The organism is Mesorhizobium sp. M0571, from assembly GCF_040320985.1.
Classification (GTDB): domain Bacteria; phylum Pseudomonadota; class Alphaproteobacteria; order Rhizobiales; family Rhizobiaceae; genus Mesorhizobium.
On record NZ_JAMYQT010000003.1, the window covers coordinates 201,154 to 225,807 of the forward strand.

General features: G+C 62.7%; 23 protein-coding genes. 6 read left to right on the top strand and 17 right to left on the bottom strand.

Annotated elements, in window-relative coordinates; genetic code table 11:
- Positions 1-42 precede the first annotated feature (42 nt).
- From NKI85_RS05495 to NKI85_RS05540, 10 genes are all read right to left on the bottom strand, one after another.
- A complete protein-coding gene (locus NKI85_RS05495; protein ID WP_352776319.1) occupies positions 43-1,440 on the bottom strand; it encodes an NAD(P)(+) transhydrogenase (Re/Si-specific) subunit beta in 1,398 nt (465 codons plus the stop codon).
- Between the two features lie 6 nt (positions 1,441-1,446).
- Complete coding sequence (locus NKI85_RS05500) at positions 1,447-1,869, bottom strand: proton-translocating transhydrogenase family protein (protein ID WP_502895988.1); 423 nt, start codon at positions 1,867-1,869, stop codon at positions 1,447-1,449.
- The gene (locus tag NKI85_RS05505; protein ID WP_352522522.1) at positions 1,869-3,131 is read right to left on the bottom strand and encodes a Re/Si-specific NAD(P)(+) transhydrogenase subunit alpha; all 1,263 of its coding nucleotides are present in this window, start codon (positions 3,129-3,131) and stop codon (positions 1,869-1,871) included. The genes NKI85_RS05500 and NKI85_RS05505 overlap by 1 nt, the downstream gene beginning before the upstream one ends.
- Before the next feature lie 81 nt (positions 3,132-3,212).
- Positions 3,213-3,437, bottom strand: coding sequence for an aa3-type cytochrome c oxidase subunit IV (locus NKI85_RS05510; protein ID WP_352522521.1), 225 nt, complete (start codon positions 3,435-3,437; stop codon positions 3,213-3,215).
- Between the two features lie 238 nt (positions 3,438-3,675).
- The gene (locus tag NKI85_RS05515) at positions 3,676-3,825 is read right to left on the bottom strand and encodes a DUF3096 domain-containing protein (RefSeq protein ID WP_013528205.1); all 150 of its coding nucleotides are present in this window, start codon (positions 3,823-3,825) and stop codon (positions 3,676-3,678) included.
- A 118-nt stretch (positions 3,826-3,943) separates the two neighbouring features.
- Complete coding sequence (locus NKI85_RS05520) at positions 3,944-4,726, bottom strand: N-acyl amino acid synthase FeeM domain-containing protein (RefSeq protein ID WP_023676258.1); 783 nt, start codon at positions 4,724-4,726, stop codon at positions 3,944-3,946.
- A gap of 150 nt (positions 4,727-4,876) precedes the next feature.
- On the bottom strand, positions 4,877-7,198 hold the full coding sequence (locus NKI85_RS05525; protein ID WP_352522520.1) for a putative bifunctional diguanylate cyclase/phosphodiesterase: 2,322 nt from the start codon (positions 7,196-7,198) through the stop codon (positions 4,877-4,879).
- 152 nt (positions 7,199-7,350) lie between these two features.
- A complete protein-coding gene (locus tag NKI85_RS05530) occupies positions 7,351-10,830 on the bottom strand; it encodes an indolepyruvate ferredoxin oxidoreductase family protein (RefSeq protein WP_352522519.1) in 3,480 nt (1,159 codons plus the stop codon).
- 224 nt (positions 10,831-11,054) lie between these two features.
- Entirely contained in the window at positions 11,055-11,585 is a 531-nt protein-coding gene (locus NKI85_RS05535) for a hypothetical protein (RefSeq protein WP_352522518.1), read from the bottom strand.
- Positions 11,578-12,186 (bottom strand): CGNR zinc finger domain-containing protein, encoded by a 609-nt coding sequence (locus tag NKI85_RS05540; protein WP_352522517.1) that lies wholly within the window; start codon positions 12,184-12,186, stop codon positions 11,578-11,580. Before NKI85_RS05540 ends, NKI85_RS05535 begins: the two co-directional genes overlap by 8 nt.
- A 75-nt stretch (positions 12,187-12,261) precedes the next feature.
- Between NKI85_RS05540 and NKI85_RS05545 the strand changes: the two genes are divergently transcribed.
- The 4 genes from NKI85_RS05545 (at position 12,262) to NKI85_RS05560 (ending at position 16,768) form a co-directional block, all read left to right on the top strand.
- On the top strand, positions 12,262-13,167 hold the full coding sequence (locus tag NKI85_RS05545) for a branched-chain amino acid ABC transporter permease (protein WP_352522516.1): 906 nt from the start codon (positions 12,262-12,264) through the stop codon (positions 13,165-13,167).
- Between the two features lie 205 nt (positions 13,168-13,372).
- Positions 13,373-13,957 (top strand): TRAP transporter small permease subunit, encoded by a 585-nt coding sequence (locus tag NKI85_RS05550; RefSeq protein WP_352522515.1) that lies wholly within the window; start codon positions 13,373-13,375, stop codon positions 13,955-13,957.
- Positions 13,957-15,729 (top strand): TRAP transporter large permease, encoded by a 1,773-nt coding sequence (locus NKI85_RS05555; protein ID WP_352522760.1) that lies wholly within the window; start codon positions 13,957-13,959, stop codon positions 15,727-15,729. Before NKI85_RS05550 ends, NKI85_RS05555 begins: the two co-directional genes overlap by 1 nt.
- Positions 15,730-15,745: 16 nt before the next feature.
- Entirely contained in the window at positions 15,746-16,768 is a 1,023-nt protein-coding gene (locus NKI85_RS05560) for a zinc-dependent alcohol dehydrogenase family protein (RefSeq protein WP_352522514.1), read from the top strand.
- Between the two features lie 66 nt (positions 16,769-16,834).
- On the opposite strand, the gene NKI85_RS05565 is transcribed toward NKI85_RS05560, so the two are convergent.
- Positions 16,835-17,944 (bottom strand): TRAP transporter substrate-binding protein, encoded by a 1,110-nt coding sequence (locus tag NKI85_RS05565; RefSeq protein ID WP_023718055.1) that lies wholly within the window; start codon positions 17,942-17,944, stop codon positions 16,835-16,837.
- Between the two features lie 284 nt (positions 17,945-18,228).
- Between NKI85_RS05565 and NKI85_RS05570 the strand changes: the two genes are divergently transcribed.
- Complete coding sequence (locus tag NKI85_RS05570; RefSeq protein WP_352522513.1) at positions 18,229-19,002, top strand: gamma-glutamyl-gamma-aminobutyrate hydrolase family protein; 774 nt, start codon at positions 18,229-18,231, stop codon at positions 19,000-19,002.
- Between the two features lie 74 nt (positions 19,003-19,076).
- Here the strand turns inward: NKI85_RS05570 and NKI85_RS05575 are convergent, their stop codons facing one another.
- The 5 genes from NKI85_RS05575 to NKI85_RS05595 form a co-directional block, all read right to left on the bottom strand.
- Positions 19,077-19,469 (bottom strand): hypothetical protein, encoded by a 393-nt coding sequence (locus NKI85_RS05575; protein ID WP_352522512.1) that lies wholly within the window; start codon positions 19,467-19,469, stop codon positions 19,077-19,079.
- A 156-nt stretch (positions 19,470-19,625) separates the two neighbouring features.
- Positions 19,626-20,609: a 2-hydroxyacid dehydrogenase gene (locus NKI85_RS05580; RefSeq protein ID WP_352776323.1), complete on the bottom strand. Its 984-nt coding sequence runs from the start codon at positions 20,607-20,609 to the stop codon at positions 19,626-19,628.
- Complete coding sequence (locus tag NKI85_RS05585; RefSeq protein WP_352522759.1) at positions 20,606-21,628, bottom strand: LacI family DNA-binding transcriptional regulator; 1,023 nt, start codon at positions 21,626-21,628, stop codon at positions 20,606-20,608. Before NKI85_RS05585 ends, NKI85_RS05580 begins: the two co-directional genes overlap by 4 nt.
- A gap of 68 nt (positions 21,629-21,696) precedes the next feature.
- Entirely contained in the window at positions 21,697-22,581 is an 885-nt protein-coding gene (locus NKI85_RS05590; protein WP_352522510.1) for a DMT family transporter, read from the bottom strand.
- A gap of 218 nt (positions 22,582-22,799) precedes the next feature.
- Complete coding sequence (locus NKI85_RS05595; protein WP_352522509.1) at positions 22,800-23,207, bottom strand: DUF2000 family protein; 408 nt, start codon at positions 23,205-23,207, stop codon at positions 22,800-22,802.
- Between the two features lie 49 nt (positions 23,208-23,256).
- Here NKI85_RS05595 and NKI85_RS05600 point away from each other — a divergent pair, with 49 nt between their 5' ends.
- Positions 23,257-24,129, top strand: a complete 873-nt coding sequence (locus tag NKI85_RS05600) for an AraC family transcriptional regulator (protein WP_352776325.1) — start codon at positions 23,257-23,259, stop codon at positions 24,127-24,129.
- 1 nt (position 24,130) lies between these two features.
- Here the strand turns inward: NKI85_RS05600 and NKI85_RS05605 are convergent, their stop codons facing one another.
- Positions 24,131-24,613: a MarR family winged helix-turn-helix transcriptional regulator gene (locus tag NKI85_RS05605; protein ID WP_352454736.1), complete on the bottom strand. Its 483-nt coding sequence runs from the start codon at positions 24,611-24,613 to the stop codon at positions 24,131-24,133.
- Positions 24,614-24,654: the final 41 nt, after the last annotated feature.

The window sequence follows — 24,654 nt, forward strand, 5'->3', positions numbered from 1 at the left end:
TATTCGACGACCGACCGGCAGTGAGTTGGCAACGACGCCGTTTCAGTGATCCATCGCCTTGACGATCTCTTCGGTCATCTTCTTGGCGTCGCCGAGCAGCATCATGGTGCCGTCCTTGTAGAACAGCGTATTGTCGATACCGGCATAGCCGGAGCCGAGCGAGCGCTTGACGAACAGGCAGGTGCGGGCCTTGTCGACGTCGAGGATCGGCATGCCGTAGATCGGCGACGATTTGTCGTCGCGGGCGGACGGGTTGGTGACGTCGTTGGCGCCGATGACATAGGCGACGTCGGCTTGCGCGAATTCGGAGTTGATGTCCTCGAGCTCGAACACTTCGTCGTAAGGCACGTTGGCTTCGGCGAGCAGCACGTTCATGTGGCCGGGCATGCGGCCGGCCACCGGGTGGATCGCGTATTTGACGTCGACGCCATTGGCCTTGAGCTTGTCGGCCATCTCGCGCAACGCATGCTGCGCTTGCGCCACCGCCATGCCGTAGCCCGGCACGATGATGACCTTCTGCGCGTTCATCATCAGATAGGCGGCGTCGTCGGCCGAGCCCTGCTTGACCGTGCGCTCGATGCCGTCATCGGCAGCTGCGGCCGTCTCGCCGCCGAAGCCGCCGAGAATGACCGAGATGAAGCTTCGATTCATGCCCTTGCACATGATGTAGGACAGGATCGCACCGGACGAGCCGACCAGCGCGCCGGTGATGATCAGCGCCAGATTGCCGAGCGTGAAGCCGAGTGCCGCCGCTGCCCAACCCGAGTAGGAATTGAGCATCGAGACGACCACCGGCATGTCGGCGCCGCCGATCGGGATGATCAGCAGGACGCCAAGGACAAGCGAGGCCACGACGATCAGCCAGAACACCAGCTTCGACTCGGTGGTGACCAGCAGGACGATCAATACGACGAGCGCGATGCCAAGCGCGGCGTTGATGAAGTGGCGGCCGCCGATCATGATCGGCTTGCCCGACATGCGGCCGTCGAGCTTGAGGAAGGCGATGACCGAGCCGGTGAAGGTGATGGCGCCGATGGCGACGCCAAGGCTCATCTCGATCAGAGCCTGGGCGTGGATATCGTTTACCGTGCCGATGCCGAAACTTTCAGGCGCGTAGATGGCGGCGGCCGCCACCATGACGGCGGCAAGGCCGACCAGAGAGTGGAAGGCGGCAACCAGCTGCGGCATCGAGGTCATGGCGATGCGCCGCGCGGTGACCGCGCCGACCGAGCCGCCGATCAGCAGACCGAGCACGATCAGGCCGAAGCCTCCCGCGGATGGGGTCGCCAGCGCCAGCGTCGTGGCGATGGCGATGCCCATGCCGATCATGCCGTACATGTTGCCCTGGCGGCTGGTGGTCGGGTGCGACAGGCCGCGCAACGCCAGGATGAAGAGGATGCCGGAGACCAGATAGAGGAAGGAGGCAAAGTTGGCGTTCATAGCGCTCTACTTTTCCTTCTTCTTGTACATGGCCAGCATGCGCTGGGTGACGAGGAAGCCGCCGAAGATGTTGACCGAGACCAGCACCAAAGCAACGAAGCCGAAACCAGTGGCGATGCCGGAGGCAGAGATGCCGACGGCCAGCAGCGCACCGACGACGATGACTGAGGAAATCGCGTTGGTGACCGCCATCAGCGGCGTGTGCAGCGCCGGTGTGACCGACCAGACGACGTAATAGCCGACGAAGATCGCCAGCACGAAGATGGCGAAGCGGAAGACGAAGGGATCGATCGCCCCGCCGGACAGCGCGTGCGCGGCGTCGGCGGCGGCCTCAGTGCCGGGAGCGGTGGCCAGGTTCTGTACCGCGAGCCGGACGGCAGCTGTCGCCTGGTCGAGCTGGTCGAGGGCTTTCTGCAGGGTCTGGTCCATCACGCGATCCCCCCGGTGGTCTTTGGCTTCCTTGAAGCGGCCGGTTTCTTCGCAGCCGGTTTGGCCGAAGCGTCGGCAACCATCGTCTTGGCCGGAATGGCCGGCGGTTCGACGCGCGGCTCTTGCTCAGCCCTGACGAAAGCAGGATGAACGACCTTGCCGCCATTCGTCAGCATCGTCGCCTTGACCAGTTCGTCGTCGCGGTTGACGGCAAGCGTCTTCGTCGCCTTGTCGACCAGCGTCTCGAGGAAGGCATAGAGGTTTCTCGCATAGAGCAGCGAAGCGGAGGCCGCGACGCGACCGGGAACGTTGAGATGGCCGACGATCTTTACCCCGTTGGCCGTGGTCACCACCTGCCCCGGCACGGCGCCCTCGACATTGCCGCCGCGCTCGACCGCGAGGTCGACGATCACCGAGCCGGGTTTCATCGAAGCGACCATCGCCGCCGATACCAGCTTCGGCGCGGGCCGGCCGGGTATCAGCGCCGTGGTGATGACGATGTCCTGCTTGGCGATGTGCTCGGCGGTAAGCGCCGCCTGCTTGGCCTGATACTCCTTTGACATTTCCTTGGCGTAGCCGCCGGCCGTCTCGGCCGCCTTGAACTCCTCGTCCTCGACCGCCAGGAATTTTGCGCCGAGCGAGGCAACCTGCTCCTTGGCGGCCGGGCGCACGTCGGTGGCGGTGACCACGGCGCCGAGGCGGCGCGCGGTGGCGATGGCCTGCAGACCGGCGACGCCGACGCCCATGATGAAGGCCTTCGCCGCCGGTACCGTGCCGGCCGCGGTCATCATCATCGGCAACGCCCGGTCATATTCGCCAGCCGCGTCGATCAATGCCTGATAGCCGGCGAGGTTCGCCTGGCTGGATAGGACGTCCATCGACTGGGCACGGGTGATGCGCGGCATGAACTCCATGGAAAAGGCAGTAACACCGGCCTTTGCCAGCGCGGCAACGGCAGCATCGTTGCCATATGGATCCATGATGGCAATGACGGCAGTGCCCGGCCGATAGGCTTTCAGCTCGGCCTCGCTCGGCCGGCGCACCTTCAGCACGACATCAGCCCTGGAAACATCGCCGGCCTTACCGATCGCGGCGCCCGCCTTGGCAAACTCCTCGTCGGGAATGCGCGACGCCGTTCCGGCGCCGGCTTCGACGACCACGTCGAAACCCAGTGCCGTCAGCCGTTTCACCGTGTCGGGCGAGGCCGCGACGCGCGGCTCGTTCGCGTCAAGCTCACGAGGGATGAAAACCGTCTGTCCCACCGCATGATCCTTTCGGCCGGAACCCGTTACCCAAGACGCCGACCGGCCCCCGGCGGCGCCCTCGACAAAGGTTGGAGGAGTCTACCGGAGAATAAAGGCGCCGACGGCAAGGATCAGAACGAACAGGATAGTCCCCGAGAAGAAACCGCCCACGAAGAAGCCGAACGCCATGGCCAGAAGCACGGCGGCGCAAAATAGCGATCCATATTTGGCCAGCATCACAAAGCCGGCATAGGTGCGGTCGTGCTCGGCATAGTCCATCTTCGCGCCCAGTTCGACAGGACCGGTCGGCGTGTGTTCAGCCATAGGAATACCCCTTCGAAGACATCTTTCAGGCACATAGCGAAAAGCCGCGTCAAGGGCAATGGCGCTATTGCCGCATCGCCGCAGCCAACTGTCTCAAGCGAAACTGGAAATCGCTGCGTCAATGATGTGGCGCAACATGCGCAGCGGTCTTATGACTGACCCGAGCCTGAAAACGAGGCGGGGCGGAGCGCGGCGATACCAATCACAATGGATGGCAGGTCCGCTATTGCCGATGTCGTTAGCCGGCGAGATGCGGGAACAACCCGAGCAGGCCGACAACGATCAGATAAAGGGCGACGATATAGTTGAGCAGCCGCGGCATCACCAGGATCAGCACGCCTGCAATCAGCGAGATAAGTGGAGTAAGGGCGAGCGTCGAAATGGTCATATCGGTTCCTTTGATCGGATCGCTGTCGAAGCGATGCTTGGCGGATGTCAGACATGCCGACCTACCACCAGCACCCTTGCCAGAACGCCGAAGCAACCGGAAGGCTCCATGATCTCGTTCAGGCGGCTTCGCGAAAATACTTGGCGGTGGGCAGGATGGTCAGCGGCGCGAGTTCGCCGGCACCGGGCGTATCGAACAACATGCGCTGCTCCATTGGCGTCGAACGGAAGAACGGAAAGCGAGCGTAGGTTTCATTCTTGATCGCCAGGACATCGGCTTGATAAAGCAGCGCGAAACAGTTGATCACGCCGGCATAGGGCCGCGCATCGCCAATCGGTCGCGCCCGATAGATGCGCTTGTAGAAAGCCGCATGGTCCTCGCGGATCATGGATATGCAATAAGGCGCGCCGAAATGGAAGCAAGCCATGCCCGCAAGGCGCAGCGTCACATACGGGATCTGCGGGTAAAGCCGTGACCATTCGGCGTCCACGGCAAAACGGCTCGGGTCGATAAAGACTTCGCCGGCCGCCAGACGCGGCATCAACAAGTCCTTGTAGACGCTGAGCGCTGGTGATGTGGCGTTATCAGCAGACACGTTATGCAGGCGCATTGTGCTGACCAGCCGCCCCTCGATGTAGATTCCGAACGTATGGCAATTGGGCAGTTCGTCAAACTCGTCATGGACCTGACGGGACGCATTCTCGGGCACCAGATCGTTCATCCGATAGGAATTGTAGCGCAGCCTGTAAATGCTTTCGAAGTCCTCGCCGCTTTCACAGCGTCGGTACTCCGTCCGGTCAAGCAGCGCATAAACATGTTGCGCGAAGCTGGACATGGTCTCGGACGCATCTTTCCCACCAGCGCCCGCCGCATGGCCGAGCGAACTCAACTGGGCACACATGAACTCTATTCCCCGCGATTACCGCCACCAGCCGACACTACGGACGGGTCATGAGATGTAAAGATGAAAATAAGTAGGAGCTCGTTTACCGCTCGTTAAGGTTAACAATTAATAAAATTATACTAAAATACGCGGTTTTTCAGCGCGAAGTCAGCGCCGCGGCGCCTTCCTTGCCGTCTGGATGTCCTTGGCGAAGGGCCAGACGGTGCTCGACATCGTCTCGATGCCGGACGCGCTGAGTGCCGACCCGAACAGAAAGCCCTGGACCATGTCCGGCTTGACCTGCAATGCTAGGATCTTGAGCTGTTCGAAGGTCTCGACACCTTCGACGGTAACCGAAAGTCCCAGCGGCCGTGACAGGTTGACGATGCCCTTGAGCAATTCGAGCGACCGGCTGTTCTGAGTGACATCCATCAGGAACGAGCGATCGATCTTTATTTTGTCGAGCGGCAGTTTGTGGAGATAGCTGAGGCTCGAATACCCGGTACCGAAATCGTCGAGCGCAATGCGCACGCCGAGCCGCTTCAACTCCTCGATATATTGGCGTGTCAGCGACTTGTCGTCGAGCAGCGCCGTCTCGGTGACCTCGATCTCCAGACGTCCGGCGGAGAGACCGGATTCGGCCAGCGCGTCGCGAACCTTCTGGATGACATCACGGTTGCGGAAATCCTTGGCCGAGAGATTGACCGACACGCTGGTCTGGGCCGGCCATTTGGCGCATTCCGTGCAGGCCGCATGCAGGACGAAGGTGCTGATGTCGGAAATAATCCCCATTTCCTCCGCCAGCGGAATAAAGATACCGGGGGAAATCGGCCCGAGATCGGGATGATCCCAGCGGCACAGCGCTTCGCAACTGGCGATACGCATGGTGCTCATCGCCACGATCGGCTGATAGACCACCCGCAATTCGTTGTTTTCCACGGCGCTGCGCAGGTCCGCCTTCATCAGCTGACGGCTGCGGAAGGCGGCGTCCATCGAGGCCTCGAACAGCCGCCAACCGTTCTTGCCAAGCTCCTTGGCCTTGTAGAGTGCAAGGTCGGCTTTGACGATCATGGCGTCAACGTCGGTATCCTTGACCCGCGACAGCACCGCGCCGCCGCTGGCCTGGATGCGTAATCCGTGGCCGGCGACATCGACCTCGCCCTGTAGATTGACAAAGATCTCATCAACCTGGCCGGTCAGGTGGCTTTCATCCTCGATGCGCTCGAAGAAGATCATGAACTCGTCGCCGCCGAAGCGGCTGACGGTGATGCCTGGCCCAGCGACTGCCGCCAGCCGCTCGGCAACGGCGTAGATCAAGCCGTCGCCAACCGGATGGCCAAGCGTGTCGTTGACGCTCTTGAAATCATCGAGATCGAGCACCACCAGCCCGCAGAGACGCTCGGGGTCGCCCGATTCCATGGATTCCACGACCAGTTCGTGGAAGTAGGCGCGGTTGGGCAGGCCGGTGAGACTGTCGTAGCGCGCCATGAAGCGGATCTTGTCTTCCGCCTCGACCCGGGCGGTCACATCCTCGAAAGTGACGACGCCCAGTTCCTGGCTGCCTTCGCGCGCCGAAAATTCATAGTGCTGGCCGTTGGTGAGCGAGACCAGAACCTTGCGGTCGCGGCCCTCGCGCAACGCACGCGTCAGCTGGGCTTCGATGTAACGGCAATCTTTCGGCGCCAGCATGCCGCCGGCAGCGCCGCGCATCAGCAGACCGTGGATCGAGCGGCCTAGCAGCGCATCGGCCGATTTGAGCGACATCAGGTGCGCGGCTTCGGCATTGGCCACCGCCACCCGGCCGTCGGGACCAAGCATGACAAGGCCATGCGACATGGTGTTGAGCGCGCGGTTGAAACGCTGCGCGATGCGGTTCGCCTTCTTTTCCTCCGACAGGGCGGTAAACAGGACTTCGCGGACGATGTCGGCGAACCGCTTGATCGCAAACAGAAAAGGGGCCGACATCAGACCGAGGATGATGTGGTAGATATCGCCGCGCAGGATAAAGCCAAGCGATATGGGCCATGTGGTGGTTATGATAAAAATCATGACCATGCGCGGCGACCCATAATTGCGGCCGGCAATCGACGTGACCGATGCCAGAGTGACGCAGACAGAGGCTATTTCGGCATAGTTGTCGTGGCTGTCATTTGCCAGATAGATACTGACGAAACAGAACGCGCCAAGCATGAAACCATGCATCGAACCGAAAATTATGTAATCGTTTTCGCGATCATGGGCTTCTTCCCACGTCGTCGGGGAAGGAAGTCGCCCATATTTTCGGATGTTGCGAAGGCGCAGAGTACCGACAATGATGAGCCCAGCGGCAACTAAAAGATACGCCAAGTCCATGGTCTTCCAATAGACCAGAATGACGAGGAGTGTCTGCGCAACAAGGCCGATCGACAGCGTGAACCCGTCGCGAAACAGCGTTTCCACGAACGGAATGTAAACGTCGACCGGAATCTCGTTTTTTCGTCTCAGATTCACGCCTGGATCCCAACCCTGGGGAACCCAGCAGTGTCACATTGGCCTTAAGAAAGGTTTAGAGCAGCGGTTTGGGCTCTATTGGCATTCATTGGTGACGCAGCGGAAGCGGGGAAACTACAGTTCAGGTAAACAAGGCGTATCACAGCGCTGAATTATTCGGCGGCTTGAAGTTGCGGCCGCAGCGGCGCCGTCGAGAGGCGGTCGAGCAGACGCTGGCGTTCGCCGGCGGCTTTTTCGGCACTGGCCTGCTTGACGTGGCCAAAGCCGCGGATGAGCGCTGGTACCGAAACAAGCGCGGCAGCGGCCTCGATCTTGCCCGGCGCCAGCGCGCCGGCGACAAGCTCCAGGTCGGCTTCATAGAGGGCAAGAAGCTGCCGCTCCATACGCCTCTCGGCGCTGTAGCCGAACAGGTCGAAAGCCGTGCCGCGCAGGCCCTTCATCGCCGCCAGCAGGCGGAACCCGTTCATCATCCACGGGCCAAAGCTCGATTTCTTCGGCTTGCCGTCACTGCCGCGCCTGCCCATGATCGGCGGTGCGAGATGGAATTCAAGCTTGCCGTAGCTCTGGAACTGCTTTGCGAGCTCTGCGGCAAAGGAGCCGTCCGTATAAAGCCGCGCCACCTCGTATTCGTCCTTGATCGCCATCAGCTTGAACAGGTTCTTTGCGGCAGCCTCGGTCACCACGGTCGACCCGGGCACAGCATTGGTTTCGGCCTTGCGCAGCGCCGCCAGTCTGTCGGCATAGCGCTTGCCATAGGCGGCGTTCTGATAGGCGGTCAGGAAGGCGACGCGGCGAGCAATGATATCGTCCAGCGTCTCGGCAATGGCGGCATGCTGCGTGGCCTTGCCCGGCTGGGCGAGAAGGCTGCGGACGAAATCCGGCTGGTGGGCGGCGCGGCGGCCCCAGCGAAATGCTGCGACGTTCATAGCCACCGCCTCGCCGTTGAGTTCGATCGCCTTCTCGACCGCCTCGGCCGACAGCGGCAGGCCGCCGTGCTGGAAGGCGAAGCCGAGCATGAACATGTTGGCGCCGAGCGAGCTGCCGAACAGCGCGGTGGCGGTGCGGGTGGCGTCGAAGAAATGCGTCTTGTTGTCGCCCGCGGCGGTTCGTATCGCTTTCTTCAGCCGCTCTACAGGCAGTAAGAAATCGGCCGAACGGGCGAACTCGCCCGGCATGATCTCGGCGGTGTTGGCGAGGAAGATGGTATGGCCCTCGCGCACCGCGGCCAGCACCTTCTTGGCACCCGAAACGACGAGATCGCAGCCAAGCACAAGGTCGGCTTTGCCGGCCGATACGCGAATGGCGTGGATGTCGTCCGGCGTGCGGGCTATGCGGACATGGGTGAACACCGAGCCGCCCTTCTGGGCGAGGCCGGCCATGTCGATCATGCCGCAGCCCTTGCCTTCGAGGTGCGCGGCCATGCCGAGCACCGCGCCGATGGTGACGACGCCGGTGCCGCCGACACCGTCGATGATCGCCGCCCAGCCTTGTTCACCGAGCGGAAATTGCGCCGGCACCGGCACCCCTGCGAGCGGGTCGGCTGCGCCGGCGATGGCTTCGGCTTTCCTGATCTTGGCGCCGTGCACGGTGACGAAGGACGGGCAAAAACCGTTGACGCAAGAGAAGTCCTTGTTGCAGCTCGACTGGTCGATCTTGCGCTTCCGGCCGAATTCGGTTTCGACCGGCTGGATCGAGACGCAATTCGACTGCACGCCGCAATCGCCGCAGCCTTCGCAGACCAGTTCGTTGATGAAGACGCGCTTGTCGGGATCGGGGAAGGTGCCGCGCTTGCGGCGGCGGCGCTTCTCGGCGGCGCAGGTCTGGTCGTAGAGCAGCACCGAGACGCCCTTGACCGCGCGCAACTCGCGCTGGACGAGGTCGAGGTCGTCTCGGTGGTGGATGGTGGCGCCAGCGGGAAATTCCACCTTGCCGGCATATTTGTCCGGCTCGTCGGTGACGATGGCGATGCGCTCGACGCCTTCGGCGCGCACCTGCCTGGCGATCATGTCCACCGTCAGGCCGCCCTCGTGCGGCTGGCCGCCGGTCATGGCGACGGCGTCATTGTAGAGGATCTTGTAGGTGATGTTGGCGTCGGTCGACAGCGCGAAGCGAATCGCCAACACACCCGAGTGGTTGTAGGTGCCGTCGCCGAGATTCTGGAAGATGTGCTCGCGCTTCGAGAACGGCGCCTGGCCGACCCATTGCGCGCCCTCGCCGCCCATGGCGGTGAAGCCGACGGTGTTGCGGTCCATCCACAGCGCCATGAAATGGCAGCCGATTCCGGCGGCGGCGAGCGAGCCGTCCGGCACCTTGGTCGAGGAATTGTGCGGGCAGCCGGAGCAGAAGAAGGGCGTGCGCGAGGCAACGTCTGACGTGTCGGCGAGCATCGCCTGGAACTGGCGCAATTTCGCTACCCGCGCGGCGATCTCCTCCGACGGGCCGATCGTTCTCAAGATCCTCTCGCCGAGCGCGATGGCGATGTCGTTGGGGTCGAGCGCGCCCTTGGCCGGGAACAGCCAGTCGCCGCGCTCGTCCTTCTTACCGACTATGACCGGCTGCGTGGCGGTGCCGTAAAGGTTCTCGCGCAACTGCACCTCGATCAGCGAGCGCTTCTCCTCGACGACGACGATGGTGTCGAGGCCGCGGGCGAAGTCGGCAATGTGCTGCAGGTCGAGCGGCCACGGGCAGCCGACCTTGAACAGCCTGATCCCGATACGATTGGCGACCGCCTCGTCGATGCCGATATCTTCCAGCGCCTGACGAACGTCGAGATAACTCTTGCCGATGGTGACGATGCCAAGCTTGGGGCTGCGGCCGCCTGAATAGACGATCCGGTTCAGCCCATTGGCATGAATGAAGGCCGAGGCGGCGGCGCGCTTGTATTCATGCAACCGCTCCTCCTGGCCGAGCATGTCGATCTCGTTGCGGATGTTGAGGCCGCCGGGCGGCATGTCGAAGTCCGGCACGACGATGTTCAGCCGTTCGAGCGCTGCATCGACCGAGGCCGTCGATTCGACGTTGTCCTTGACGCATTTGATCGCCGCCCAGGTGCCGGCAAAACGCGACATGGCAAACCCGTAGAGACCGTAATCGATGATCTCCTGGACACCGGCCGGATTGAGGATCGGCACCATGGTGTCGACGAACAGGAACTCGGTGGCATGCGCGTTGGTCGAGGATTCGGCCATATGGTCGTCACCCATCAGGGCCAGCACGCCGCCATGTCTGGATGAGCCGGCGAGATTGGCGTGGCGGAACACGTCGCCGGAGCGGTCGACGCCCGGACCCTTGCCGTACCAGACCGAAAAGACACCGTCATGCGTGCCCTCGCCCAACAATTCGGCCTGCTGCGAGCCCCAGCAAGCGGTGGCGGCGAGCTCCTCGTTGAGACCGGGCTGGAAGACGATGTCCGACTGCGCGAGCTGGTTCTTCGCCTTCCACAGCTGCATGTCGAGGCCGCCGAGCGGCGAGCCGCGATAGCCGGAGACGAAACCGGCGGTGTTCAGGCCAGCCCGGCGGTCGCGCTCGCGCTGCATCAGAAGCATGCGGATGACCGCCTGGGCGCCCGACAGGAAGATACGCTCCTTTGCCAGGTCGAACTTGTCGTCTAGCGCGACATTGTGCAGCGTCATCAGGCATTTCCTGTGCGGAGGCCCCGCCTAGAGGTGCGCGGCCAACGTCGGAGTCGAGTGCCTACAGTCTTTCTTCCCTTGCCGGGGAGGTCAAACAAAATCGAAGGTGCAACGCGGTGCGCAACAAATGATCCGTGCGCGGCCGGGTGGCGCCACGAAACGCCTGTCGGGCAGGATGGCCGAGCACGAAAATTCCGGCGACGGTCAGTGCCGCTGGTGACGCATCATGCAGCCTTTGGGCAACTGGGCTTCGGTTCGCCGGGAAGCTTGCCGTCGACATGGCCGGCCAGGTCCTTGTTGAGCTCGTAGACCGGCCCGACCACCAGAGGCCGGTCAGGCAGCACCGACTGGTCGAGCGAGGACGTCAGCGTCGTCTCGAAACTCTGCAGCAGCTTGCCGCTGGAATCCTCGATGCGGATCGACACCGCATAGGGCTTGTCCTTGACGACGCAAGTGAGCGGCGGGCTGGTGAGCGTCACATGCGGCAGCTTCGGCCATATCTTCTGGTTAACGATGATCGGATCACCGCCGGCCGGGTTCTGGAAGGAGACCACGGCGACCTGTCCCTCACCCACTGGCCGCAGCGGATTGAGGGTGATGACGTAGGTGGCGATACCCAGCCGGTAGTTGAACTCGAACAGCTTCCCGGAAATGGCGAACAACTGGTCCTTGCCGGAATCACGGCAAGCGCCAAGCACGGCTGTCGCAAACAACGCCGCGCCGACAACGATCGCGCGCCAAAATATTTTAGACATTGATGACCTCCCTGGCCGCCGTCCGGCGGCGATAGTGACGGTTTGCCTTCTGGCGGTTGCCGCATACCGCCATGTCGCACCAAAGGCGGCTGGAATTGCGGCTTCGGTCGACAAACAGCCAGCTGCAATTGGGACATATCCTCAGCCTGGCGATGGTGTCGTCGCGCAGCAGCGACAGCGCCGAGATGGCCAGCGCTACCTCGAAGGCGACCGGCGTCGCCGCATCGCCGAACGGTTTTCCCGGCGCACCGATTTCGGTGCGGCTTTGTGCGAGGCCATCGGCGCAGGCTTCCAGGAATTCAGGCATGTCGCCGGTGGCGATCGCACCTTTCGACACCGCACGGCGAAACAGCCGATCGGTCGTCTCCCGGATCGACAGCACCATCGGCGCGATCTTTTCAGGCACCGGCGCTTCGAGCCGCCTGCCGCCGAGCTCAACGGCGCGAAAGCTGCTCGCGGCTTCGGCAAAGCGGGCGATCTCGGCCGGATCTTCGAAACGATCGAAGATTTTCTCCGGATCGTTCCGCAAAACGACCGTGTTCGCCGTGTCGAGCGCAAGCATCCCGCCGGTGAAGCGGTGCGGGGTCCAGGGTACTGTCATATGGCGAAATCTAACCGATAAATCGCGTTTGACAAGTTAGATTCCGGGTGCAACGCTCGTGACGGAGGCGACCGCATGCTCTATTTCTTCCAGCAGGTTCTAAACGGGCTGCATTCGGGCGCGCTCTACGCATTGCTTGCCTTCGGCTACGTGCTGACCAACGGCATCCTGCACCGCACCAATCTTGCCTATGGGGCGCTGTTCGCCTTTTGCGGGCATACAATGATCCTCACCGCGGCGTTCGGCTATCAGGCGCTGTGGCTGACGCTGTTTGCATCGGTCGCGCTTGGCGTAGCTGCGGCGTTCCTTTATGCGGCGCTGCTCAGCCATGTCCTGTCGCGAAGCATCTTCGAACCGTTGGCCGACCGTTCGCCCAACGCCATCGTGGTGACGACGCTCGGCATATTGCTGGTCTTGTCGGAAGCCAGCCGTATCGCCGCCGATACCCATGACCTATGGTTGCCGCCAATGCTGGCCCAGACCATCGTCTTCGCGCAGAATGCCAGCTTCAAGGCGACGTTGACGCTGATCCAATTGCTCGATTGCGCCGCCGTGCTGGCGGCCATCGCACTGGCTGCATGGGGCTTCGCATATTCGAGCTTCGGTCGGAGCTGGCGCGCCGTATCCGACGATCCCAAGGCGGCGGCGATGTGCGGCGTCGATGTCCGCGCGGTGTTCCGGCGCGCGGTGCTTTTCGGCGGCCTTTGCGCTGCGCTGGCCGGGGTGCTTGCCGGCTTCTACTACGGCAACATCAGCTTCGGCACTGGTCTGGTCTACGGGTTGAAGATCCTGTTCGTGACGGCAGTGGGCGGCTATCTCTCGCCGCTCCGGGCGGCACTGGGCGCGGCCGCTTTCGGCATGGCCGAATCACTATGGGCCGGCTATTTTCCGCTCGAATGGCGGGACGGCTGGATGTATCTGTTCCTCGTCGCCATGCTTGTGCTGATCGGCGCCGGGCGCGACCAACAGAAGATCGCCTGAACCACATCAGACTTTGGTTGGATGAAAGCGCCGCATCTCCTTGGACATGCAAAGGACGCAGCAGCATTTTTGCCGGCCCTCACCTCACAACTGTGTTTATGCGGGCTATCCCGTGTTGACCCGCCGGACCACGCACTGCATACCGTTGGGCCACAGCGACGCGGCGGACAGGGAACCGGCGCGCTCTGACACAAGGGAGGAATGCATGGCAGGGCTTCTCGCTCTATCCAGGGCCATTGACCGTTTGAACGAGTTCATCGGCAAATGGGTATCGTGGCTGATCCTGTTGGCAATCCTGGTAAGCGCCGCCAATGCCGTCATCCGCAAGGTGTTCGACATGTCGTCGAACGCCTGGCTGGAACTGCAGTGGTATCTGTTCGGCGCCGCCTTCATGCTGGCCGCCGCCTACACGCTGAAGCAGAATGACCATATCCGCATCGATATCGTCTACGGCATGTTCTCGCGCCGCGTGCAGCACTGGATCGACCTTTTCGGTCACGTCTTCTTCCTGATGCCGTTCGTGATGTTGATGGTGGTCTATTTTGTTCCCTATGTGTCGCTGTCGTATCGCAGCGGCGAGATGTCGAACAATTCCGGCGGGCTGATCATCTGGCCGGCGAAGGCGATCCTGCTGGTCGGCTTTTTCCTGCTCGCGCTGCAGGGCATTTCCGAAATCATCAAGAAAATTGCCATCATACGCGGCCAAATGGACGATCCCACTCCGTTCATATCGGTGCACGAGCAAGCCGAACTCGAAGCGAAGGCGCTCGTCGAAGAGGTGCGCTCGTGATCGAGTTCATCGCCCAGAACATGGCGCCGATCATGTTCGCCTCGCTGATCTTCTTCCTGCTGATCGGCTACCCCGTCGCCTTCTCGCTCGCCGCCAACGGTCTGATGTTTTTCTTCATCGGCGTGCTGCTGTCGCCCTATTCGGGTGGCTCGATCAATCTCGCCTGGCCGTTGCTGCACGCGTTGCCGGACAATTTCTACGGCAGCCGGGTGATGTCGAACGATACGCTGCTGGCGATCCCGTTCTTCACCTTCATGGGCATCGTGCTCGAACGGTCCGGGATGGCCGAAGACCTGCTCGACACGATCGGCCAGTTGTTCGGACCGGTCCGCGGTGGCCTGGCCTACGCCGTGATCTTCGTCGGCGCGCTGCTTGCCGCGACGACTGGCGTGGTGGCGGCTTCCGTCATTGCCATGGGACTGATTTCGCTGCCGATCATGCTGCGCTATGGCTACGACCGGCGGCTGGCGTCCGGCGTCATTGCCGCGTCCGGGACGCTCGCCCAGATCATCCCGCCGTCACTGGTGCTGATCGTCCTGGCCGACCAGCTCGGCCGCTCGGTCGGCGATATGTACAAGGGCGCGCTGATCCCCGGGCTCATTTTGACCGGCATCTACATGCTCTACATCCTGCTCATGTCGATCTTCCGGCCGAAGTCGATGCCGGCACTGCCGCTGGAGGCCCGCACGTTCGGCCACGGTGTGCTGTCGCTGCTGGCGGCGCTGCTGGCGGCGGTGGTGGTTTCCTATGCGGCGTATCGCTACCTCGCGCCGAACCATGGCGGCAACGCCGATATCCTCGGCGCCACCATCGGCGTGATCTTCATCTATGTCATGGCGATAATCGATCAGCGCCTGAAGATCAACGTCATGTCGAGGCTGGCGCAGCAGGTGATCATCGTGCTGATCCCGCCACTGGCGCTGATCTTCCTGGTGCTGGGCACCATCTTCCTCGGCATCGCCACGCCGACGGAAGGCGGCGCCATGGGCGCCGTCGGTGCGCTGGCGATGGCGGCGATGAAGGGCCGGCTGTCGCTCGACGTGGTCAAGCAGGCGCTGGCTTCGACGACGCGGCTGTCGTCCTTCGTGCTGTTCATCCTGATCGGCGCGCGGGTGTTCTCGCTGACCTTCTACGGGGTCAATGGCCACATCTGGGTCGAGCACCTGTTGACGTCGCTGCCGGGCGGTGAAGTCGGTTTCCTGATTGGCGTCAACATCCTCGTCTTCGTGCTCGCCTTCTTCCTCGACTTTTTCGAGCTTGCCTTCATCATCGTGCCGCTTTTAGCGCCGGCGGCCGACAAGCTCGGCATCGACCTGATCTGGTTCGGCGTGCTGCTCGGGGTCAACATGCAGACCAGCTTCATGCATCCGCCCTTCGGCTTCGCGCTGTTTTATCTGCGCTCGGTCGCCGCGCGCGTGCCCTATCTCGACCGGCTCACCGGCAAGCAGATCGCGCCGGTCACCACCGGCCAGATCTATTGGGGCGCAGTGCCGTTCGTCTGTATCCAGGTCATCATGATCGGCCTGACCATCGCCTTCCCGCAGATGGTGATGCACTACAAAGGCACCGTCGTCGATCCGGCGACCATCAACTTCCAGGTGCCGGAAATGCCCAGCCTGTCGCCTCTCGGCACGCCACCGGTCGGTGGCAGCACGGCACCCGCTGCGCCCGGTGCGCAGGATCTGTCGCAGCCACCGAGCTTCGATGAAAAACCCCCTGCGAAACCGGCGGCACCGGCAACCGATCTGTCGCAACCACCGAGTTTCAAGTGACGAAGGCCGGGCAGCCATGAAGGCGGTGCGACTGGAGCGAGTGGGCGGCCTAGCCGTGCGCGAGGTCGAGAAACCTACCGCCGGGCCGGACGAGCTGCTGGTGCGGATCGAGGCGTGCGGTGTCTGCGGCACCGACCGGCATCTTTTCCATGGCGAATTCCCGTGCACGCCGCCGGTGACGCTCGGGCATGAATTCTCCGGCATCGTCGAGGCGATCGGATCTGCCGTATCCGGCTTTTCCGCTGGCGACCGCGTTACCGGCGATCCCAACATCGCCTGCGGGCGCTGTGCGCATTGTCAGGCAGGCCGGGTCAATCTCTGCGGCAATCTGCGCGCCATCGGCATCCATCGCGATGGCGGCTTTGCCGAATATCTTGTCTTGCCGCAGAAGCAGGCCTTCGTTTTGCCGGGCAATCTGAAGCCGACGCATGGTGCGTTCTGCGAGCCGCTCGGTTGCTGCCTGCATGGCGTAGACCTTGCCGCGATCCGGCCAGGCTCGTCGGTCGCCGTGCTCGGCGGCGGCGTGATCGGCCTGCTGACGGTGCAATTGGCGAAGCTCGCCGGGGCGACGACCATCATCCTGTCGACGCGTCAGGCCTCACGGCGGGCTCTTGCCGAGCAACTTGGCGCAACGGCGACGGTCGATCCCAGCGCTTCCGACGTCACCGATGTGATCGTCGGACCGTCGGGCTTGATGCCGGGCGGTGTCGACGTGGTGTTCGAATGCGCCGGCGTGAAAGAGACAGTCGAGCAGGCGATGCGGCTGGCCAAAGCGGGCGGCACGATTGTCGTCGTCGGCGTGATGCCGCAAGGCATGAAAGCGGCGTTCGAACCGTTCGACCTGCTGTTTCGGGAGTTGAAGGTCCTGGGCTCGTTCCTCAATCCCTTTACCCATCGCCGCGCGGCCGATCTCATCGCCTCGGGTGCCATCGAGGTCGACAGGCTGATATCGCGACAAGTCGGGCTCGACGAGGCGGCGGCGGTCATTGCCAACCCGCCTGCGCCAGGTGAGGTCAAAGTCCTGGTGATGCCCGGCTGACCGCAAACGGAATGCACTGCGGCGCCGGTGTCCCGAAGGAACGCCGGCGCCGCAGAGCAGCGAAGGTCAGAGCTTGCCGTTGCGCTGCTGGACCATCATGAAGGTGTCGTAATTGTATTCGGCCACCTGCGCCCAGAGATAATGCTCCTTGCGGAACGCCTTGATCGAGTCCCAGATCTTCTTGAACGGCGCGTTCGAGGCTTCCATCTCGGCATAGACCTCGTTGGCCTTTTCGAAGCAGGCGGCCATGATCTCCTGGCTGAACGGGCTCAACTTGGCGCCGCCGGCCACCAGCCGCTTCACCGCCGCCGGGTTGAGATAGTCGTATTTCTGCAGCATGTTGGCGTCGGCCGCTTGAGCGGCAGTATGCACCAGCGACTTGTAAGCCGGCGAAAGTTCGTCGTATTTCGCCTTGTTGAACATCAGATGGACGGTCGGTCCACCTTCCCACCAGCCGGGATAGTAGTAATAGGGCGCAACCTTGTAGAAGCCGAGCTTCTCGTCATCATAAGGGCCAACCCATTCGGCGGCATCGATCGTGCCTTTCTCCAGCGCCGGATAAATGTCGCCACCGGCGATCTGCTGCGGAACCACGCCGAGCCTTTGCACCACTTTGCCGGCAAAACCACCGATACGCATCTTGAGGCCGGAAAGGTCGGCGACCGTTTTGATCTCTTTGCGGAACCAGCCGCCCATCTGCACGCCGGTATTGCCGCCCGGCAGCCCGAACAGACCCTGCGTCGCCAGGAACTCGTTGAACAGATCGATGCCGCCGCCATGATAGTGCCAGGCGTTGATGCCGCGCGCGTTGAGCGAGAACGGAACCGCCGCTCCCAGCGCCCAGGTCGGGTCCTTGCCCCAGTAATAGTATGCCACCGTATGGCAGGCCTCCACGGTGCCGGCAGTGGTGGCGTCGGCGGCCTGCAGGCCGGGAACGAGTTCGCCGGCCGCAAAGACCTGAACCTGGAAGTTGCCGTCGGTCGCCTCCGACAGCATCTTGGAAAAGACTTCGGCGCCGCCATAGATCGTATCGAGCGACTTCGGGAAGGACGACGCCAGCCGCCAGGTCACTTTCGGATTGGACTGGGCGATGGCCGGCGCAGCAAGTGTCGCGGCAGCGGCCGCAGCGCCGAAACCGGTGGTGCCGGCCTTGCGGATGAACGAACGACGATCCATGAAGTTCCTCCCTTTTGGATCAACTGACCGACATTCGGGACGCTTCGGCGCCCGGATCGGCTTCGAGCCGACAATACACAGGCAAGGAGTCGAGTCCAGCGCGGCAGCCCGGTTTGAGTGGCGCATTTCGGGGAAATTCACGGCGTTGGGGCAGATCTTGCAACTATAGTCTAAGGTCGATTAACTGGCCTACGCGACACGCCGAAACTTGCCATGGAAATGCGCCTTCGGATCGCCTATTTTGCAGGCAGATAATTCGTTGCACCCGATGGGATCCGGACCAAATGCACCAGCCGCTCGTCGCCATATCGACCGACGTTCGCCAGTTCGACAATTACACCTGGCATGCCGCTCCGCAGCAATATCTTGAAGCGGCGCTTTCGGGTGCAGGCGTGTTCCCGCTGCTCGTACCGTCGTTCGGCGACCGGCTCGACTTCGATGAGCTGCTTTCCGCCGTCGACGGCGTCATGGTCACCGGTTCGAAGTCCAACGTCCATCCCTCGCTCTATGGCGGTGACGCCAGCGAAGCCGACGGCCCCTACGATCCCGCCCGCGACGCCACGACGCTGCCGTTGATCCGCAGGGCTGTGGAGCGCGGGGTGCCGTTGCTCGCCATCTGCCGCGGCATCCAGGAGATGAATGTGGCACTGGGCGGCACTCTTGCCACTGAAATTCAGGAACGCGACGGTTCGCTCGACCATCGAGCGCCGGCAAGCGACAATCAGGATGAGCGTTTCGCCATCCGCCAGACGATTTCGATAAAACCCGGCAGCTGCCTGGCCGGGATCTTCGGCGCCGGCGACATCATGGTCAATTCGGTGCATCGCCAGGCGGTCGACCGGCTTGGGCCGAAGCTGCAGGTCGAGGCGGTCGCCGCCGACGGCACTGTCGAAGCCGTTTCGGTGCGCGATGCACCGGCTTTCGCCGTTGGCGTCCAGTGGCATCCCGAATACTGGGTCAAGTCGGACAGCAACTCGGCAAAGATATTCCGTGCATTCGGCGATGCGGTGCGCCTGCATGCTGCCGCAAAATCCGGCGCGCGCGCCGCGGCAGAATAATCCCGCCGCGCTCGTCAGTCGCCGCTATTGTATGACCATGATCTTTTCCGAAAACCGGTTTCCACTTTTCGGGATCACGGTCTGGCCGCCAGCGTCAGCAGCGGCAGCGCCGGTGCATAGGATTCGTAGCCGTCGCCGTCAGCGACCGAGAACATGACGATCGGATCGGTGCCGTCGGCGCTGAAGGTGACCGTGCCGTCATCCTGCTCTCGCCAGAACTTCGCCTGCTCGACGCCCGGCAACACCCGGCGGCAATTCGCGGCGACCGTCAACAGCGACAAACCTTGCGAAATCTCGGCGCCGCGGCTGACTGCACAAGACGCCTCGTCGCCATTGGCGGTAAGCCTGTAGTTGCCGGACGACGGCGCTGTCTCGTTGGCTGCGAGGCTTTCTCCGCTACCGGCGTAAAACAGCTGGGCGCAGCCGAACAGCGCGGCGACCGCCAGCAATCCGGGAAGCGTTTTCATCCTTTTTTCTCCGCGCATTCCAAGCGCGCCGCGTTCCAAGAGATCAGGAGGCGCGCTTCATCTTGCTCTCATGTCGCTGTCAGGCGGACATACACGAGCGAAGGATCAGAATGATTCCGAAGGGTTAAGCTGAAGTTAACAAATATGGCAGGCCGCTCAGGACCTCGCCTGGAGGTTTGCGGTCTCCGGTACCGGCGTCAGCGCCCTGCGCTGCGAAAACCATGAAACCAGATTGTCGACGCACAGATCCGCCATGGCGCGGCGGGTGTGCTGCGAGGCCGAGCCGACATGTGGCAAAAGCGAGGTGTTGGGCGCGGCAAGCAACGCCTCTGGCACATTCGGCTCGTCGGCAAAGACGTCTAGCCCGGCAGCGGCGATGCTGCCGCTGGCAAGTGCGGCGGCAAGGGCTGGTTCGTCGACCGTGCTGCCGCGGCCGATATTGACGAAGACGCCGTTCGGCCCAAGGGCCGAGAGGATTTCGGCATTGACCGCCTGTTCCGTCGAGGCCCTGCCGGGCGCCACCGAGATCAGTGTGTCGACCGCCTCGGCGAGACCTTTCAGCGTCGGGTGATAATCATAGGACAGGCCTTCGACGCGGCGCCGGTTGTGATAGGCGATGGGCAGTCCGAAAGCGTCGAGCCGGCGGGCAATGGCGAGGCCGATGCGGCCCATGCCGAAGATGCCGACATGGCGGCCGCGCAAGGTCAGCCGGCTTAGTGGATAGTTGCCGTTGCGCAGCCAACTGCCGTCGCGCAGCCAAGTCTCGGCGCGCGGCAATTCGCGAACGGTGTTGATCAACAGCCCGATCGCCGTGTCGGCGACCTCCTCGGTCAGCACATCCGGCGTGTTGGTGACCATGATGCCGCGCTGTGCGGCGTGGCGGACGTCAACCGAATCATAGCCGACGCCGAAATTGGCGATGATCTCGAGCTTCGGCAGCGCATCCATCAATGCAGCGGTTATGCCGCCAAAGGCGGCAATGCCGCGCACAGTGCGGCGCATCTCGTCGGTGACCAGCGACGGATCGGCGCGTTCGATCCAGACGCGGCTGAACGCCCCGTCGATGCGGCCGACGGCATGGTCGTTGAAATGGCCCGGCACCAGAATGGCAACCGCTTGCTGCTGTTCGGCTTTTGTCATGCCCGCTCCACCGGTTTGCCGGTCGACTGGCGCACGTGCAGTTCCGGCTTGATCAGTTCCTGCGACGGCCGCACCGTCTGTCCGTTTAGCTTGTCGAGCAGCGCGCTGGCGGCGCGGCGGCCGACCTCGCGCTGGCCGTTCCAGACAGTGGTCAGCGCCGGCGTCGCGATCGCCGCCTCCTCGAGGTCGTCATAGCCGGTGACGGAGATGTCGATGCCCGGCACCAGCCCGGCGCGCGCGATGCCGTTCATCAGGCCGATGGCGACGAGGTCGTTCCAGCAGCAGGCCGCGGTCGGCCTGTCCTTCAGCGCCAGGAACTGCCCGGCGGCCTCGAAGCCGGCCTGCTTGGTGCGCGGGCCGACGATGCGCCAGGACGGCCTGACCTCAAGCCCGGCCGCCTCCATGGCGTTGACATAACCCTGGTAGCGGTCGCGGCCGGTCGAGGTCTGGTCGGTGCCGCCGATCATGGCAATGCGCTTGTGGCCAAGCGAAATCAAATGATTGGTGGCAAGCCCGGTGCCATAGGCATCGTCGCCGCGAAAGACCGGCACGTCGGCACCTTCGACGGTGCGTGCAATCAGCACTGCCGGAAGACCGTTTTCCTCGGCCATGATTATGTCTTCGGGCGGTGTGCCGATGGCTGGCGACATGATGACGCCGTCGGCGCCGAGCTGCAGAAGCGTGTCGATGAAGGTGCGCTGTTTCTCGAGCTGGTCGTAGTGGTTCGACAGGATGAAGGTCTGCCGGCTGCGGTCGAGCTCGCTCTCGATCGAACGCAATATCTCGGCAAAGAAGGGGTTCATGATGTCGTGGACGACGACGCCGACAATGCCCGAGCGCGAGGTGCGCAGGCTGGCGGCGCGGCGGTTGTAGATATAGCCGATGGCGCGTGCATGTTCCTTGATGCGGTCGCGGGTGCCGCCGGCGACCAGCGGGCTGTCGCGCAAGGCCAGCGAGACCGTGGCCGTGGACACGCCCAGCGCATCCGCGATGGTCGAAAGCTTGATCTTCTGTGCCAGCGCCCTGCGCTCCCGAAGCAATTTAAACTGTTTAAAGGCCGGCTCTTATGCCATCGATCCCGAGCAAATCAAAGTTTTTTTGCCAGCGCTTCCGCCTCCGCGTCCAGCATCGCGCGGTTGCGCACGCGAAGCTGGTGCTCGCGATGGACGATGTAGAGGCCGCTGGCGACGATGACGCCGGCACCAAGCAACGTCCAGCGGTCGGGAAACTGGTTGAAGACGATGAAGCCGCAGATGATCATCCAGATCATCTGCGAATAGGGATAGGGGGCCAGAGCCGTGGTGGTGGCAAGGCGATAGGCCTGCACCAGCAGCCAGTGACCGATGGCGCCGAAGACGCCAAGCATCGAGAGAATGAACCAGTGCCAGCCGTCAGGCGGCAGCGACAACGAAAGCGGCAGCATCGGCAAAAGCAGCACGGCCGGCGCGAGCGCCGAAAACAGGATGAGGCTCTCGGACGTCTCTGTAGCCGACAACCGGCGCGTCATGATGACGTAGAAGCAATTCGACAGTATCGAGCAAAGCGCGAAGAGATACCCGATGCCGAAAACACCGACGCCCGGCCGGGTGATGATGAGGACGCCGGCAAGGCCGGTCAGGATCGCCAGCCAGCGGCGCCAGCCCGCCCATTCGCCGAGCAGCGGACCGGCAAGCGCGGTGATCACCATCGGCCCGAAAAAGTAGATCGAAGTGGTTTCCGCGAGCTGCAGCGTCCGCAGCGCCAGAATGTTGAACATGGTCGACCCGAACAGGAACAGACCGCGCGTGATGTGCGCCGGCAGGTTGGCCGGACGAAAACGCGACGGCTCGCGCCACCCGCGCAGAAAGACGCCGACGAGCAGGACATGGACCGCGAAGCGGGTCCAGGCGACGATCAGCGCCGAGACGCCGGCCAGGACAAGGTATTTGCTGCTGGTGTCGAGGAAGGTGAAAAACACGTAGACGGAAAGCATGCAGAGGATCGCCGCCGGCGACGTCGCGCTTTCGTCTTGTCTTGAGGGAGCACTCAATTTCAGGCCGGACGGGAAGCAAGGCAGTCCTTCACCAATGCGGGAAATGTCGCCTGCCGGCAAGCCAAAAGAGGCTGGCACAACGACAGGCGCCGACAGGCACAGTCTCTGTTCCGCATATCGCTGTGCCAGAACGTCCACGCACTCTTGGGTGACATGCGTCAGGCGTGCATCCGGGCACCCTTGGTGATCTTGTCGACGAGCTTCTTTTCGGCGCGAAGCGCGATGCCGACGATCTTGGCGTCGTCCGGGGCAAATTCGGCAAAGACGGCACGGTTGGCCAGATCATGACCGGTCGAAAACATTTCCTCGACATAGAGCGAGGCCGTTACGTCGCGATCCAGCGCCCGCCGATGGATCGCGCCGAGTGTCTGGCCGTCCGCCGAAAGCACGATGACCGGCTGGATCGACAGCGGGTTGTAGATATTGCCGGCGCGATCACGGTAGGGGTCGCCGATAATGTCGGGAAATTGCGCGACGATGCCGCTGGTCAGAAAGGCGGTGACATTGAGCTTTTGCCAGACGGGAAGATCATCCTTGAGCACGATTGCAAATTTCGTATCGAACATGCGACAGTTTCCAATCCGAAAGGGCCAATCCGAGGCTGCGAGAGAAGCGATGCCGCACGGTCTAGACGGGGAAGCCTTTCAGGGTCTTGGACGTTTGTGCGTGGATGCAGCCGAAAACTGCATCGTACCGGCACCCCGTGCTGCCGGCATGGAACGCATCGAGGCCCGGTTCCACGGCAACGCCTTCGATCTCCATCGCCACGACACCTATGCGATCGGGGTGACGCTTTATGGCGTGCAGCGCTTCCGCTATCGCGGCCAAATGCATCAGAGCTTGCCTGGCCAGATCATCATTCTTCATCCGGACGAAATGCACGACGGCGGCGCCGGCACCGAAGACGGATTGCGATACAGAATGCTGTATCTGGAGCCATCGCTGATGCTCGATTGTCTCGGCGGCGGATCACTGCCATTCGTCGGGAATGCCGTGGTGACAGACCGCGATCTCCGCGCGACGCTGCTTTCGGCGCTCGGGCCGCTGGATCAGGAACTGGACGAGCTGTTTGTCGTCGATTTCATGACGCAGCTTATGCAAAGCCTGGCCCGGCACGCCGGTCAGCCGGCGAAACCGGTAGCGAAAACGGCGTGGCGCGCCGCCAGCCTGGCGCGCGACTATCTGGAAGAAAATGTCGCGCGGATTGTGCGTTCGGATGAATTGGAGGCGATCACCGGGTTGGACCGTTATGCCCTGTCGCGGCACTTCCGCGCCACCTTCTCGACCAGCCCGCACCGGTTCTTGTTGATGCGCCGGCTTCAGCGAGCCCGTCGGATGATCGAAGCCGACGAGCCGCTGGCGCAGATCGCCATCGCAGCCGGCTTCAGCGACCAAAGCCATTTCAATCGGCATTTCAAGAAGGCGTTCGGCGTCACGCCCGGACGTTGGTCGGCACTGACGCGCCGGCCGTCAGCGGCGAACGCGTGACCTATTCAAGGATCTTGTCTTCGATATCCAGTTCGTCATCCGGGAGCACCATTTCGCCGTTCGAAAGGTTCGCCTCGACACGGGCAAGCAGCTTGAACAGCGCTTTCTGATCCTTCTTGTCGAGACCCTTCAATGCCTGCTTTTCGGTCTTCTTCACCGATTTCTCGATGGCGTGGATGATTTCGCGGCCGGTGTCGGTGAGGAAAATATGAGCCTGGCGGGCATCGGCGGAAGAGGCGCGCTTTTCCAGAAAACCCTGCGCCTGCAGCCGGTTGATGGTCTTGGTGATGGTCGGCGGACGCACGCCGAGGCGGCCGGCAAGATTGCCGGGCGTCTGCCCGTCCTCGCGGTCGAGCGCCAGCATGATCTGGTCCTGGCCGGCATAGAAGCCATGCGCCAGAAGCCGAGCGGCAAGCGCCGTGCGCGCCAGCCGCGCCGCCGAATGCAGCCGGCTCATTGTTGCAGTCTTATCCGCCTTGGCCATGCTCATCCCTCCTCGGCCGAACCGGTGCGGACAGCATAGAA